Source organism: Colwellia meonggei (assembly GCF_057537295.1).
This window is the reverse complement of record NZ_BAAJLZ010000004.1, coordinates 138,022-152,730: the sequence shown is the minus strand read 5'-3', so window position 1 is coordinate 152,730 and position 14,709 is coordinate 138,022. Positions and strand designations below refer to the sequence as shown.

Genomic DNA, 14,709 nt, shown 5'->3' with positions numbered 1-14,709 from the left:
TTTCGAGGTTATTTTACAGTAATTAGTAAATAATTGAGCAAAGCTGAGTTTGAAAAAGACTCAACTTTAAAAGATCAGCAGCCCCTATAAATGACTATATAAATTGTAAGTAGTCATTTCAGTTTTCTGCAGTTCGGGTTAAAACACTTTATACATTGTTGCCTAAGTTTTATAACTAATGTTCTATACTACTAGCTCAAATCATAGAATAAAAAACACTCTGTAGGCTATGTATTATCAGTTTATATAAGCTTTAATATTAATAAATATTAGCTAAGTACTTTGTCGTTTAAGCTCGTTTAATCAACTTATTAGTACCTTGTAAAGAACTAAACTTTCCTTTCTTGTACATATTTGGGTAGTTGGCATCATTCCCTAGTTGTTATAACATCACATAACTGCTCGTAGAGCATTTAATAATAAAAATAATGGCAACACCTCACGTTGTTAAAGGACATAATAATGCACAAGTCAAAGTATGCATTGTCGGCATTGGCTATTTTCGCCACTGCTGCAACTGCGGCTGATAAAAACGAAGAATGGTTTTTGCACACTAGTATTTCACCCGATAGTAAAACGATTGCATTTTCATACAAAGGTGATATTTATACCGTTCCATCAAAAGGTGGCACTGCACGCCCGCTAACTATTCATAATGATTGGGACGGCCACCCTGTTTGGTCTCGTGATGGCAAAAGCATTGCCTTTGCCAGTGACAGAAACGGTAATTTAGACGTTTACGTAATGCCTGCAAAAGGCGGAAAAGCGAAACGATTAACGTACCATTCATCGCACGACATTCCACAAGATTTCAGTAAAAACGGAAAAGATGTACTGTTTACATCAAGCCGAATGGATTCTAAAAATTCAACCGTATTCCCTACTTCTCGCTTATCAGAAAGCTATACCGTTTCTGTTAAAGGTGGGACACCTGAAATGTTTGCCACTATTCCAGCATCTGAGCTTCAGTACTCCCCAAATGGTAAGAAGGTACTTTATCGTGATGAAAAGGCGTATGAAAACCAATTCAGAAAACATGATGTTTCAGCCTTTGCTCGTGACATTTGGGTACATGACCTTAAATCAGGCAAGCATACTCAGTTAACAACGTTTAAGGGTGGTGATCACAACCCGGTTTGGAAAGACAAAAATACCTTTTATTATACGTCTGAAGAAAAGTCAGGTGCGTTTAACGTGTTCCAAGCTGACTTAGACGGTAGCAATAAAAAGCAAATTACTAAGTTTAAAGAGTACCCTGTTCGTAGTTTATCAATCAGTGATAACGGTACTTTAGCTTTTGTTCATCACGGTAGTGTTTACACCAGTAAAAAAGGCTCGCCTAAGCATGTTGACATAACTATTGCGAATGATATTCAAGAAGATGAATTACTGCCTGTTTCATTAGGTGGCAAAATTTCAGAATATTCAGTATCGCCTGATGGTAAAGAAGTTGCATTTATTGCCCGTGGTGAAGTATTTGTTGCCAGCACAGAGTTTAAAACGACACGTGCTATTACGAATACACCGCAGCAAGAACGTTCAGTGTCTTTCCATAAAGACGGTAAAACCATTTTATACGCAGCTGAGCGCGAAGGTCATTGGGGTTTATACGAAACCAGTATTAAAAATGACTCAGAGCCATACTTCTTTGCTGCAACTACGCTAAAAGAAGAAGTGGTTCACTTAGCTGATACAGACAGCTTCCAACCGGTTTATTCACCTGACGGTAAAAAGATTGCTTTCTTATCAAACCGTGATGAAATTCAAGTGATTGATCGCGAAAGCAAGAAAGTTAACGTAGCGTTAGGAAAAGAGAATAACTATTCTTACGCTGACGGTGATATTTCATTTGCGTGGGCACCTGATAGTTACTGGATGACAGCAAGTTTCTCTCCTCGAGGACGTTTATTCGTCAACAATGTAGGCGTTTTCCCGTCTGATGGCTCAGAAAAGCCAAAAGACATTAGCTTATCTGGTTATAGTGACGACGCGCCAACTTGGCATACGGATGGCAAAGCCGTTCTATGGTGGAGCGCTCGTTTTGGTAAACGTGCTCATGGTAGCTGGGGGCGCGAGGGCGATGTACTAGCAGCGTTTTTAACCCAAGATAGCTATGACAAGTTCAGTATGTCAAAAGAAGAGTATGAGCTACAAAAAGAGCTAGAGAAAGCGGAAGAAGAAGCAGCTAAAAAAGACAAGAAAACTGATGATTCAAAAGATGAAAAGAAAGATAAAGAAAAGGCAGAAGAAATAAAACCTGTTGATATTGAATGGGACAACATTGAACGTCGTACCGTTCGTCTTACTGCTCACTCTTCAAATTTAAGCCAAGCGTACTTAACTAAAGATGCTAAAGAATTATATTACTTAGCACGCTTTGAAAAAGGTTATGACTTATGGCGTCAGTCTATTCGTGATAAGAAAACTGAACTAGTCGCTAAATTAAATGCTAGATCAGTGGATATGTCATTTAGTGAAGATGGTAAAAAAATCTTTATTCTTGCTGACGGTCAGCTAAAGAAAGGTGATTTAGGCAAAAAAGTTACCTTAAAGCCAATTAGTGCAAACCCAGTGATGCAATTGAAAGCAGCCTCTGAGCGTGAGTTCATGTTCGATCACAGCTGGAGAGTAATTAAAGACAAGTTTTATCGTGACGATTTCCACGGAATAGATTGGGATGACGTGGGTGAATCTTACCGTAAGAAATTACCTTCAATTGCTCATGGGCGTGACTTTGCCAACATGTTTGCAGAAATGACCGGCGAATTAAACGCTTCACATATTGGCTCGTCTTACAGACCAAAATCAACTAAAACTGATGATAAGACTGGCCGATTGGGATTGTTTTTTGACTACAGCAATGGCTTAGAAGTTGAAGAAGTATTGGCAAAAGGTCCGTTTGATAACGCCAATAGTAAAGTTAAAGCTGGGGTTAAACTTATCGCTGTTAACGGTGTTGAATTAGATAAGTATCAAAACTTATACCAATTGCTTAATCATAAGGCGGGTAAACGCGTAAGATTTACTTTTGAAGATGCAAAAGGTAAAAGCTTTGATGAAGTGATCAAACCAACATCAGCACGTGCACTAGGTAACTTATTATATGATCGCTGGGTTAGCTCTCGTGAAGCATTGGTTGATGAATTATCAAACGGTCAACTGGCTTATGTTCACGTTCGCAGCATGAATGACTCAAGCTTTAGAGCTGTTTATTCTCGCCTATTAGGTAAGCACTTCGATAAAAAAGCAGTAGTGGTTGATACTCGTTTTAATGGCGGCGGTTGGTTACACAATGACTTAGCTAAGCTTCTTAGTGGTAACGAGTATTTCACTATGCATGTTCGAGGCCGAAAATATGCAGGTGATCCACTTGATCAATGGAACAAGCCATCTGTTCTATTAATTAACGAAGGTAACTATAGTGACGCGCACGCGTTCTCTTACACCTACGATGAATTAGACCTAGGTGAAATGGTTGGTATGCCAGTGCCAGGCACTATGACTGCTGTTTGGTGGGAAACAGGTATCTCAGGTGACTTCCGCGCAGGTGTGCCACAAGTAGGTATGAAAGATACCAAAGGCAATTACCTAGAAAATAGCCAAACTATGCCTGATCATATGGTGAAAAATGACCCTGAATCGTCATCTCAAGGTCAAGATAAGCAAATTGAGAAAGCGGTTGAAGTATTACTTAAAAAAGTAAAATAATACCACTGACTTCAAGGCAATAGCTAAGCAAAAAAAATCCGCGTTTATCGCGGATTTTTTTGACCTTTTAAATCTGACAAGAATTAATTGCATCTTAAATGACTAATATTTAGGTTTGGGAAATGAATAAAAGTTCAGAAAGCTATCAGCAAAGTTAGTGGCTCAATGTTAATATTCACAAAGAACATTAATACAACAAGACAGTCCTCAGGCTAAATCAATGAAATTTGAAACGTTATCAAGCCAACATTTAAATTTACTATTTCAATTTGAGTTGGAAAATAGAGCTTGGTTTGAATCTTTGATCGCTTCAAGGGGTGATGATTTTTATACACTTAGCAATATTAAGAAGCATATCTTCGAATGTATTGCTAATGCAAAACTAGGCATGAGTTATTCAGGGGTGCTTATTGAGAACGGAGCCATTGTCGCACGTGGCAACTTAAAAGATATATGTACTGCAGAGAATAAAGGCAGTGTTGGTTATCGTGTTGCAAAAAACAGCACTGGTAAAGGTTATGCTAGCTTTTGTCTTACAGAATTGATGAATATAGCAAGCAACACCTACTCACTCAGCGAGTTAAACGCACTAGTTTTGGATAACAACCCAGCTTCTGCAGCAGTACTAAAAAAGCAAGGTTTTAAGATTCAATCTTATCAGGCTAACTTTTTAGCATTAAACGGCGGGAAATTCGGATGTACAACCTATAGCTATACACCCTAACTGCTGAGAGCCTAAGAAAAATAGGCTTAATTGGCTGCAGCTACGCAAAAAATTACGCATTACAGTATTCCTGATTACTTATTTAAAGCAGCCTTAGCAGCTTCAACCTTGCTAAAATCTAAACCTAATTCATCGACTGCTTCTTTAATTAATGCTGGGTTTTGCATTAATAACATCATCATTGATTGCAGTTTTTCTTGCGGAATACCTAACTGTTGCACTGTCGCCATTGCCATCAATGGATTTTCTGTCAACGCTTGAAATACTTCTTTGGTTTGTTCATCGCTAACGTTATGTTCTTTTAAAATTGCAATAATTGGATTCATCTACATTCCTATTAATTTATTAACTTGTTTATGCGTACTACTAGCGCAAACATCAGCAAATATTCTAACATTGCTGACATAGATTTAAAAACACGCGCTTATTTATATTGAATTAAATTATGGTCGTTTATTCTTAGGCACATAATTCAAAATGGACACTGGCACGACTTTCTTAACAGGGAATTCCTCAAAAACTTTTCGCTCGATAATATGCCCTAAGCGGCTTTCTATCGCACACAAGTTTCTAAAATTATCTTTTGCTACAAGTGACACTGCCACACCACTTTGCCCTGCTCGACCGGTTCTGCCAATACGGTGAATATAGTCATCAGCTTTATCAGGTAAGTCGTAATTTACAACCCGTGACAATTCACCAATATCAATACCACGAGCAGCAATACCTGTTGCAACAAGAAAGTTTATTTTCCCTGATTTAAAGTCGGCCAATATTTGTTCTCTCACAGTTTGCGTTCTCCCACTATGAATTGATTCAGCTTTAATGCCTCGCTTTTCCAATTGGCTAACCAGTTTTGCAGCTCCGTGTTTGGTTTCGATAAAAATTAACGCTTGTTGCCATTGCTGCTCTTTAATTAGAAAGCTTAATAGCGCCGACTTATTAGTTTTATCGACGGTTACTAACCATTGCTCAATTTTAGGTTTAGATGCGCTGTTTTTAACAACAGAGAGCTCTTCTGCATGAGAGATCGTTCGTTTGGCAAGTGCCCTTACATCGTTAGATATCGTTGCCGAAAATAGTAGGTTTTGACGCTGCGATGGCAAACGCTCAATAATTTTATTAATATCATCAATAAAGCCCATGTCTAACATTCTATCGGCTTCATCTAGCACAAAGGCTTCAAGTTGGTCAAAATTTACGGCACGTTGGTGCGTCATATCAAGCAATCGCCCTGGCGTTGCTACGAGAATATCGACTCCCCAAATTAACTGCTGCTTTTGCGGCCCAATTTCAGTACCACCATACATTGCCATTGATGTTAAATTTAAATATTTGCCATACTGAGCAATACTTGCTTCAACTTGCATTGCCAGCTCACGCGTTGGCGTTAATATCAAAGCTCGAATACGTTTACCGCGTAGCTTTCGCTCTTCATCTTTTTCAATGGCACACAGCTTTTCCAACAGTGGTAACACAAAACTTGCCGTTTTTCCGGTACCCGTTTGCGCTGCCGCAATTACATTTTTACCCGACAACACTACAGGTATTGCCTGCTTTTGAATCTCTGTTGGCGTTGTATATTCTAATTCTGTAAGTGCATTGACTATCGGTGAAGACAATCCAAGTCTAGAAAACGGCATTAACTACCTCTATAGGTTTTTACAAGGAGGATTAGGCTCAAATAGCCTAGTCAAAACAAGAGCGCGATTATAGCACCAATTATCATGTTCATGCAGTCAAACATAACGAGAAAACATCATAGTGCGCAGATACAAGTAGTGGAATGAATATCCAGAATGGTTACCTATTGTTATCAGTTAAATCATAATACTGTTTTTTTTATTGTTTTTAGTATAATAACGGCACTGTTGCATTATAGTTGGATTTTGCAATACTTATAAAACAGCTAAATTAATCATTAACTTAGGTTATTACGTAATGGAAAATACTGAACAAGACTCTCAAAGCAACGATATTTCCTATGGCAACGTCTACGTGATGACGCACTCGTTTTTTAGTGATGTAGTAAGAATTGGCTGTACACCTAAAGATCCTGAAGATTATGCCAAGCAAATATCTCAAAACACACCCGGTGATTATTCTGTTGTATTTTCATTAAAGTGTATGAATCCATGTAAAGTGAAAAAGCAAATTCGTGAGTATTTGAATGCTCAAGAGTACGTTAATGAATTCTACCAAGTGCCTGCTGAAGTTGCAGAAAGCTTATTGAAAAGAGAAACCTTAAGAATCCCCATTCTCAACGCAAGTTAATACTTGTAGATAACATCCCTTTTTTAAAGAAGTTATGATGTGCTAATTACCTAAGCTTGCATCTGACAACGCTGTCACGTAAATTATTAGTCATAAGAATAATAGACAGGGTAAGTTTTAATGAGCAGCAATGATCGCCGTAATTTTTTAAAGTCGGTTGCAGCCGTCACAGCCGCAGGAGTTGCAAGCGGTTGTGCGACATCAAATTCACAAAATTCTACAACGTTAAAAGCTCAGGGCAAATCTGTAATGGGCTTAATCGTTCCAAAAATGGACGTTGTACGTATCGGTTTTATTGGTGTAGGTGAGCGCGGCTCCGGCCATGTTAAACACTATTGTCATATTGATGGTGTAGAAATAAAAGCTATTTGTGATACTAACCCGCTGGTATTAGACCGTTCTATTAACGATGTGGTTGAGAAAAACTTACCTCGCCCTGATCGCTATACGGGTTCAGATCATGCCTATCGAGAAATGTTAAATCGTCAAGATATTGATATTGTTATTATCTCGACACCTTGGGCTTGGCATACCCCTATGTGTGTGGAAACCATGGAAAGTGGCAAGCATGCGTTTGTAGAAGTGCCTGCCGCAACCACTGTTGAAGAGTGTTGGCAATTAGTCAACACCGCTGAACGTACGCAAAAAAATTGCATGATGATGGAAAATGTTTGCTATGGCCGTGATGAGCTGATGGTGCTGAACATGGTACGCCAAGGCTTATTTGGTGAATTATTGCACGGAGAAGCAGCATATATTCATGAGTTGCGCTGGCAAATGAAAGAAATTGAATATAAAACAGGTTCATGGCGAACATACTGGCATACCAAAACTAACGGTAATTTATACCCAACACATGGTTTAGGGCCAGTTTCACAGTATATGAATATAAACCGTGGCGATCGTTTTAATTATTTAACGTCAACCAGTTCACCAGCACTTGGACGACAAGCGTACGCTAATCGCGAGTTTCCAGCAGATCACGAAAGAAATCAGCTAAATTATATCGCTGGCGATATGAATACGACTTTAATCAAAACAAAACTCGGTCGCAGTATTATGGTTCAACATGATACCACCACACCACGCCCTTATTCTCGACATAACTATATTCAAGGTACCAACGGGGTTTTTGCTGGTTTCCCTAATCGTATTGCCTTAGAAAATGTACCAAGTCATATTGCCATGCAAAATGAGAAAAACTATCAAGATCATCTCAAAGCATGGCAAGCAACAGGAAAGCAAGGCACAAAACCTAGAGCGCCAAGTTTTCATCGTTGGGATAAAGATATAACTAAGTGGCAAGCAGAGTTTGACCACCCACTTTGGCTAGCCATGGGACAAGAAGCCCAACGTAATGGCGGCCATGGTGGTATGGACTTCCTTATGCTTTGGCGCATGATTTACTGTTTAAGAAATGGTGAAGCACTTGATCAAGACGTTTACGATGCTGCTGCATGGTCAGCCATTACACCACTGAGCGCTGATTCAGTAACCGATAGAAGTAACTCAAAGGATATTCCTGACTTTACTCGAGGTGTATGGAAAACAGCCAAGCCACTGGGAATTATCTCTTAGTAAATAGTAGTCGAGAACAAACGTTAATATGACACAATTGAAAACTCTAGTTATTTTAGCAGCAGGTAATGGCAGTCGTTTTGGCGGTGCTAAACAATTCGCTTGTTTTGGTGCGCAGGCGAAAACTTTAATGGAATATAATTTAGTCCACGCTGTAGCGGCTGGTTTTAATCATGTGGTTTTTATTACTCAGGCTCAACAAAAACTGCAATTAGAACAAAAGGTAATAGCACGATTACCAAAATCATTAAAAGTAGATATTGCAATCCAAACCTTAAGTGCGTTGCCAGAGAAATGCACCATATCCACGGCAAGAAAAAAGCCGCTAGGCACTGCACATGCACTTTGGTGCGCCAAAGATTTTATTAAAAACCATTTTGTGGTTATTAATGCCGATGACTACTATGGTGAAAAGGCTTTTAATTTACTGACACAACGTCACGCTGCCTGCGCTAAAAGTCAACTCCAACGATACGCTATGGTCGCATATCTAGTTCAAAAAACTCTTTCTAATCATGGCGGTGTTAACCGAGGGCTTTGTGAATACAATCAAAACATGCAATTGACCCAAGTAACAGAAATTGAAAATATTCACACCAAGAACAGTCATAATAATTTCATTATATCTGGACATGACTCCAACAAAAATCAATCAATCAATTTATCTGAAAACTCACTAGTTTCGATGAATCTTTGGGCTTTCGACACCAGTATATTTTCTGCAATCGAGCAAGAGCTCATCAAAACATTAACGGCAATATCTCACGAGAAAATTGAATGTTATTTGCCAAATGTCGTGATGAGCCAGCTAAATCGACATCAGATAAGTGTTGATATATTAACGTCTGACGATGACTGGTTTGGAGTTACTTATGCCGATGATTCTGCTTGGGTTAATAGTAAAATTGATCAGCTCTTTCCTTCTTCTATTTCATCTTTACAAACTCATTAAGTATAATTTATGAACAACAGTTTACTGACTAACAAGCAAAATCAGGTTATCGATAAAGTAGTAGAACATTACCAGGTTTCTCCATCGGATTATTCAATGTCTCCTTTGGGGAATGGCTTAATTAATGACACTTACTTAATAACATCAAATAATAAGCGCTTTGTATTACAGCGTATAAATAGCCATGTATTTCAAAACCCTAAACAAGTAACGCAAAACGCAGACTTAATTAACCAACATTTAATTGCAAAAAAAGCACTTGGTGAGTATCCATTAGCAACAATTGGCCAGTTAACTAATAAAGAAAACAGTACGCTTTTACAACTTGATAGCGACTATTGGCGCGCAATAGCATTTATTCCTAATAGCTGTTCAATTGACGTGGTAGAAACTTGTGAACAAGCAGAAAAAGCTGCTACGGCGTTTGCGCAATTTAGTGCTGCATTAAGCGATTTCCCAACACAAAGCTTAGCTGAAATCATTCCAGATTTTCATCACTTAGCCCATAGATTACAACAATTAGCTTATGCGAAAAATAATGATAGTCAGCAACGAGGTTCATCTTGCCAGACTATCATCGACGACTGTTTTACTCAGCAACATTTTATTAATGAAGTGGCGGAATTGGTGGAAACCCTGCCGATGAAAGTAACCCACAATGATACAAAAATTAACAATTTACTTTTTAATACCGAAACACACCAGGCAATAGCCGTAATCGACCTTGATACCTGTATGCCTGGCTATTTAATGCATGACTTTGGCGATATGGTGCGCACTTGTTGCTCAAGCTTACCTGAAGACGGTATTGAAATAGCACAAATGAGCATAAGATTAGATATTTTCGAAGCTTTAGCAAAAGGCTATATAACAACGCTTAATGGTACAATTAGCAAAGCTGAAATAGACAGTTTAGTTGTTGGCGCTTTACTGATACCGTTTATGATGGCGGTGCGATTTTTAACAGATTACCTTGATGGTGACAAATATTTTCATGTTCAACATTCAGAGCATAACTTGGTAAGAGCTAAAAACCAATTTCAATTGTTTAAGCTTCTCAAGCAACAACGCCAACAATTAAGTGACATAGTCCATTGCATTTAATCTATTTAGCTAATAGCGACAAGCGTTTAATATTTAGCTAATAGCGACAAGCGTTTAATATTTAGCTATTTCAGTTTATCGGTGAGATACGAAAAAGCCAATAACTCGGTATGACCTAATCACTGGCTTCAATGGAAATGCGAAACTAATTAGCACATTTATAAACATTACCTGATAGCGTAACGTTTGTTTGCTGGCTTCCACCACCAAAGTCATCATCGAAATGCCCTGTTTGTCCGGCACGTTGAGTTAAAAGATAGACAGTATCACCACCAAGTTGCTTAGCCTTATTTTTTATGTCATTACGTGCACCAGTTTCTAAATCAGCATTTGAAGTAAACGCACCTGTAAAGAAATCTCCTTGGCTACCAGTAACATCACCTAAAAATGTACACTCTTTACCCGGTTCGTTGTGAGTTAATCTTACGCCAGTTGCTTGAGGTTGAACAGCAACAGAAGAGCATGCGGCTAATGTTGTTACCAAGATCATTGCAAATAGTGTTTTCATATTATTTCCTGTTAAGTAAATCGTTTAATTAAAGCTATTGTAAGTTCTCCTTAAATTATTAATATTTACAAAGTGTGTTGATAATGTAAGAGCCACTTACATCTACCGATCATTTTTTTACAAATGCTTCAAATATAATGCGTAAAAACGAGTTACCTACCAAGGTAAGTAGGTTATGCTAACCGGCTTAAATAGCGTGGTTAAAAACATCAAATAGTTAACATCTCGTTTCGTATCAAATGGATTTCCAGCACATGAAAGATTTAACACAGGGTTCAATACCTAAGCACTTAATTACTATGGCCTTACCAATGATGTTTGGCATGTTTGTACAAACCCTATATTTTCTTGTTGATCTTTATTTTGTTGGTAAATTAGGAGCAACTGCATTAGCTGGCCTAAGTTTGGCTGGAAATGCCATGTTTTTAATTTTTGCCCTAACACAAATTATTAATGTCGGTACAGCTACACTTATTTCTCATGCGGTTGGAGAAAAAGAACAGGACAAAGCTAATAACATTTTTAATCAATCAATGATGATCTCAAGCGTTATCGGTATTGTGGTTTGTGTTATTGGTTATTTAGGAGCTGAAAACTACCTAAATATCGTATCTCAAGACTCAGGTACCGTTGCTATGGGGCTTGATTACTTACATTGGTTTATCCCTTGTATGGCATTACAATTTTTAATGGTTTCAATCAGTGCTGCTCTACGCGGTACAGGGATTGTTAAACCAACAATGATAATCCAAATGCTGTCTATTTTAGTCAACATTATTTTATCACCCATTTTAATTGCAGGCTGGGGAACAGGTTATGCCATGGGTATTGCTGGCGCTGGACTTGCTAGTTCTATTTCAGTTATTTTTGCTGTTGGGTTATTAGCCTACTATTTTAAAACCTCAGAAAAATACGTCAGCATTAATTTTTCCCTTTGGAAGTTCGATAGCGAATGTTTAAAAAAGCTGTTGGCTATAGGTTTACCTGCCGGTGGCGAGTTCTTGCTGATGTTTTTGTATATGGCAACGATTTACTGGCTCATTCAGCAATTTGGTCCTGATGCACAAGCTGCATTTGGTTTAGGCTCAAGAGTTATGCAATCACTATTTTTACCGGCAATGGCGATTGCCTTTGCCGCCCCAGCCATTGCTGGGCAAAATTTTGGTGCAAAAAATTATCAACGAGTAAAAGAGACATTCAAATGGTCAGCCATCATGACCTGTTCTTTAATGACAATGCTAACGCTAATTTGTTTGTGGCAAGCGGAAATTTTACTACAAGGCTTTTCAAGCGATAAACAAGTTATAGTGATCAGCGCGGCGTTTTTGCAAATTATATGTTGGAATTTTGTGCCATCTGGCTTGGTATTTACTTGCTCCGGCATGTTTCAATCGTTAGGAAATACCTGGCCGGCGCTATTAAGCACGGCAACACGCCTGTTAACATTTATATTTCCTGCACTTTGGCTATCACAACAAAGCGATTTTACAATTGAAAAACTTTGGTATATTTCGGTTGCAACAGTTTGTTTACAGGCATTGATAAGTTTTACCTTATTGCGTCGTGAATTTAACAAGCGTTTAACCAAAGGTGCAGTAACAGCACCGTTATCTCAGCTAAGCTAGATTGAACTAAGTTGAGCTAACTATTCTTATCTAATATAACGAAATAACTCCTCAATAAACTGTTCAATTTATTTAAATTGGACAGTTTAGCCATATTTTCACTTATTCGCCTTTCGTATACTCATCAGCACATTAAAGATTGTGTTGGAGGTTATCATATGTTGAATTTAATAAAGAAAATTACCTTATCGAGTATTTTGTTCACCTCAATTACATTAAGTGCTTTCAGTAATGCATCGTTAATTACCAATGGCAGTTTTGAGCAATTAGTTTTTAGTGATGGTACACAATCATCAGGTATTGTTCACAATACAAGTTTACATAACTTTGATAATAAAAATCGCGCTTGGGATGTTTTTGCTACCTTACCCGGCTGGGAAACTAGTTTCGGTAATGGTATTGAGTTACAGAAGAATGTGGTTACTCGCTCTCAAGATGGTTTGCATCACATAGAACTAGACTCGCACCCTCGTGGCGCATCGAACACTGTGATGACGCAAACTTTAGATTCACTTTCTGTTGGTGCTAATTATTTACTAGAGTTTTATTACAAGCCACGTACAAATAACACCAACGACAATGGCATTAACGTATTTTGGTATGACTCAGCCATCAACTTTGATATCAACATGTTAGCTGACTTTAGCACAGATAGTACCCGAAATTTGACTCCGAACTGGGCTCTACAGTCGGTAATGTTTACTGCACAAGCGCAATCAATGGATTTAAGCTTTGGCTCATTCGGTAGACAAAATACTTTAGGTGGCTTAATAGACAACGTATCACTTACACAAATGGCATCGAAAGCCGCAACAACAGTTCCGGAGCCATCAATGTTAGTTTTATTTCTTATCGCTTTAGGTTTTCTTGCAGCAAGACAACGTACGTGGATTCACTAAGGAATTTAACTTAACAACCTAATTTATGGCTTTCTCGGCTAATAACCAGCCCCTAATTTTGTTTGCGGCCGAGAAAGTTCATATCAAAGAGTAAAACATTACTCGTACCGCTACTCTCTCATAGCAATAATTGCTTGTAAATCACTAAAGTTTTCAATATGCAATAGCTCTGCTTTCTGCGCTAAGGAATTGTAATCATTACTTTGCCTGGCTGATGTATATAAACATGACAACATGAAAATAAGTAACTCATCTTGGGCATTACCTTTTACTTGGTGTTGGCTAACCTTTTCTAGGTGCGTTAACTGTTTAACTAATTTAGCGTCGATATGCCATAGCGATAACATTAATGATGATGCAGAATAAATACTAATGCCCATTGCTTGCTTAATATGACGATTTAACGATTGCAAATCATCTATACCTTGCAAAGAATGCAGCATAAGTTCATGTTTATATGTGGCTTTGTGGCTAAGTAAAAAAACACCTAACAAGGCAAATACTAATGTTTGCTCCGTTAACGCTATATCAAACTTAATTTCAGCTGCGATAGATTTACGTAACCACTGAAATAACTTAGGCGCAAACAAAAATGCTTGGCTATATTGTTCGATAATTTTTTGCTCTACTTGGTCTTGCAACGCATCTTTCATAGCAAAAATTACCGCAAAATTAACCACAGTACCAATACCTAAATTTCGACTTACCGCTTCTTGCAAGTTTTTCGGGGTTCTGCCATAAATAGCTTTGCTTGCCTGCCCAATAATACGGCCAGAAAAAATAGCATCTTTATTCACTATTTCGATAACACGTTGTAAATCCAAATTTCCTTGATCTTTCTCTGCAACAAGCTGCTTGCAACTATCAGGCATAGGAGGAATATCTTGTGCTATTTGCGTCAGTTTTTGGTAGCTCGCTTGAGCATTATTAACTAACGAAAGTTCACGAAATTGTGACGGCGTCGTTCCAAACTTTTGTCGAAAAGCTCGTTCAAAGGTGGCACGTTCAGAATAACCTAATCTAGTCGACAATTGCTCAATATTAGCGTGCTTAGTTAACAGCGCTTGTACACACAGTTCATTCAAAAACTTACTTTGGATCAGTTTAAAGCTAGTTTCTTCTTGTGCTAGTTTACGGCGAAATGAAGTCGTACTCATGGCAAGCGCCTTGGCACATTGCTCAATCGTTAAAGAGGCAGGTAATTCACTTTGCTGAAGCAAGTTATTGACAGATTCAGTAAGTTGAAAGGTTTGTGACATATCCATTTGTTCAAAGGCTTAAGTTAATTAACTTGGCTATTAAAACATGTAAACGATCAATAAACACCTGCTTAAGCA

At 38.1% G+C, this 14,709-nt stretch carries 12 protein-coding genes; 8 read left to right on the top strand and 4 right to left on the bottom strand.

The genetic code is table 11. From position 1 onward, the window contains the following. The first annotated feature begins 462 nt into the window (after positions 1-462). Complete coding sequence (locus AC27E9_RS11515) at positions 463-3,708, top strand: S41 family peptidase (protein ID WP_487130302.1); 3,246 nt, start codon at positions 463-465, stop codon at positions 3,706-3,708. A 220-nt stretch (positions 3,709-3,928) separates the two neighbouring features. Beyond that, entirely contained in the window at positions 3,929-4,432 is a 504-nt protein-coding gene (locus tag AC27E9_RS11510; RefSeq protein WP_487130300.1) for a GNAT family N-acetyltransferase, read from the top strand. Between the two features lie 74 nt (positions 4,433-4,506). Here AC27E9_RS11510 and AC27E9_RS11505 read toward each other — a convergent pair whose 3' ends face one another. Further along, entirely contained in the window at positions 4,507-4,758 is a 252-nt protein-coding gene (locus AC27E9_RS11505; protein WP_487130298.1) for a DUF2999 family protein, read from the bottom strand. 117 nt (positions 4,759-4,875) lie between these two features. Further along, the gene (locus AC27E9_RS11500) at positions 4,876-6,075 is read right to left on the bottom strand and encodes a DEAD/DEAH box helicase (protein WP_487130296.1); all 1,200 of its coding nucleotides are present in this window, start codon (positions 6,073-6,075) and stop codon (positions 4,876-4,878) included. Positions 6,076-6,373: 298 nt separating this feature from the next. Between AC27E9_RS11500 and AC27E9_RS11495 the strand changes: the two genes are divergently transcribed. The 4 genes from AC27E9_RS11495 (at position 6,374) to AC27E9_RS11480 (ending at position 10,340) form a co-directional block, all read left to right on the top strand. Beyond that, the gene (locus AC27E9_RS11495) at positions 6,374-6,706 is read left to right on the top strand and encodes a GIY-YIG nuclease family protein (protein ID WP_487081559.1); all 333 of its coding nucleotides are present in this window, start codon (positions 6,374-6,376) and stop codon (positions 6,704-6,706) included. A 120-nt stretch (positions 6,707-6,826) separates the two neighbouring features. Further along, the gene (locus tag AC27E9_RS11490) at positions 6,827-8,284 is read left to right on the top strand and encodes a Gfo/Idh/MocA family protein (RefSeq protein ID WP_487130294.1); all 1,458 of its coding nucleotides are present in this window, start codon (positions 6,827-6,829) and stop codon (positions 8,282-8,284) included. 28 nt (positions 8,285-8,312) lie between these two features. Further along, positions 8,313-9,236 (top strand): sugar phosphate nucleotidyltransferase, encoded by a 924-nt coding sequence (locus tag AC27E9_RS11485; RefSeq protein WP_487130292.1) that lies wholly within the window; start codon positions 8,313-8,315, stop codon positions 9,234-9,236. A gap of 9 nt (positions 9,237-9,245) precedes the next feature. Then, positions 9,246-10,340 (top strand): phosphotransferase enzyme family protein, encoded by a 1,095-nt coding sequence (locus AC27E9_RS11480; RefSeq protein ID WP_487130290.1) that lies wholly within the window; start codon positions 9,246-9,248, stop codon positions 10,338-10,340. Between the two features lie 145 nt (positions 10,341-10,485). Here the strand turns inward: AC27E9_RS11480 and AC27E9_RS11475 are convergent, their stop codons facing one another. After that, on the bottom strand, positions 10,486-10,848 hold the full coding sequence (locus AC27E9_RS11475; RefSeq protein ID WP_487130288.1) for a DUF4156 domain-containing protein: 363 nt from the start codon (positions 10,846-10,848) through the stop codon (positions 10,486-10,488). 254 nt (positions 10,849-11,102) lie between these two features. On the opposite strand from AC27E9_RS11475, the gene AC27E9_RS11470 reads away from it, so the two are divergent. Both AC27E9_RS11470 and AC27E9_RS11465 read left to right on the top strand, forming a co-directional pair. Beyond that, the gene (locus AC27E9_RS11470) at positions 11,103-12,473 is read left to right on the top strand and encodes an MATE family efflux transporter (RefSeq protein WP_487130287.1); all 1,371 of its coding nucleotides are present in this window, start codon (positions 11,103-11,105) and stop codon (positions 12,471-12,473) included. 158 nt (positions 12,474-12,631) lie between these two features. After that, complete coding sequence (locus AC27E9_RS11465; RefSeq protein ID WP_487130286.1) at positions 12,632-13,372, top strand: PEP-CTERM sorting domain-containing protein; 741 nt, start codon at positions 12,632-12,634, stop codon at positions 13,370-13,372. A 110-nt stretch (positions 13,373-13,482) separates the two neighbouring features. On the opposite strand, the gene AC27E9_RS11460 is transcribed toward AC27E9_RS11465, so the two are convergent. Further along, a complete protein-coding gene (locus tag AC27E9_RS11460) occupies positions 13,483-14,631 on the bottom strand; it encodes a helix-turn-helix domain-containing protein (RefSeq protein ID WP_487130284.1) in 1,149 nt (382 codons plus the stop codon). Between the last annotated feature and the right edge of the window lie 78 nt (positions 14,632-14,709).

What these genes read in the sequence shown, in the direction of transcription:
- AC27E9_RS11515 (WP_487130302.1), top strand. Translation starts at nt 463, where the DNA reads ATGCACAAGTCAAAGTATGCATTGTCGGCATTGGCTATTTTCGCCACT.
- AC27E9_RS11510 (WP_487130300.1), top strand. Translation starts at nt 3,929, where the DNA reads ATGAAATTTGAAACGTTATCAAGCCAACATTTAAATTTACTATTTCAA.
- AC27E9_RS11505 (WP_487130298.1), bottom strand. Translation starts at nt 4,758, where the DNA reads ATGAATCCAATTATTGCAATTTTAAAAGAACATAACGTTAGCGATGAA.
- AC27E9_RS11500 (WP_487130296.1), bottom strand. Translation starts at nt 6,075, where the DNA reads ATGCCGTTTTCTAGACTTGGATTGTCTTCACCGATAGTCAATGCACTT.
- AC27E9_RS11495 (WP_487081559.1), top strand. Translation starts at nt 6,374, where the DNA reads ATGGAAAATACTGAACAAGACTCTCAAAGCAACGATATTTCCTATGGC.
- AC27E9_RS11490 (WP_487130294.1), top strand. Translation starts at nt 6,827, where the DNA reads ATGAGCAGCAATGATCGCCGTAATTTTTTAAAGTCGGTTGCAGCCGTC.
- AC27E9_RS11485 (WP_487130292.1), top strand. Translation starts at nt 8,313, where the DNA reads ATGACACAATTGAAAACTCTAGTTATTTTAGCAGCAGGTAATGGCAGT.
- AC27E9_RS11480 (WP_487130290.1), top strand. Translation starts at nt 9,246, where the DNA reads ATGAACAACAGTTTACTGACTAACAAGCAAAATCAGGTTATCGATAAA.
- AC27E9_RS11475 (WP_487130288.1), bottom strand. Translation starts at nt 10,848, where the DNA reads ATGAAAACACTATTTGCAATGATCTTGGTAACAACATTAGCCGCATGC.
- AC27E9_RS11470 (WP_487130287.1), top strand. Translation starts at nt 11,103, where the DNA reads ATGAAAGATTTAACACAGGGTTCAATACCTAAGCACTTAATTACTATG.
- AC27E9_RS11465 (WP_487130286.1), top strand. Translation starts at nt 12,632, where the DNA reads ATGTTGAATTTAATAAAGAAAATTACCTTATCGAGTATTTTGTTCACC.
- AC27E9_RS11460 (WP_487130284.1), bottom strand. Translation starts at nt 14,631, where the DNA reads ATGTCACAAACCTTTCAACTTACTGAATCTGTCAATAACTTGCTTCAG.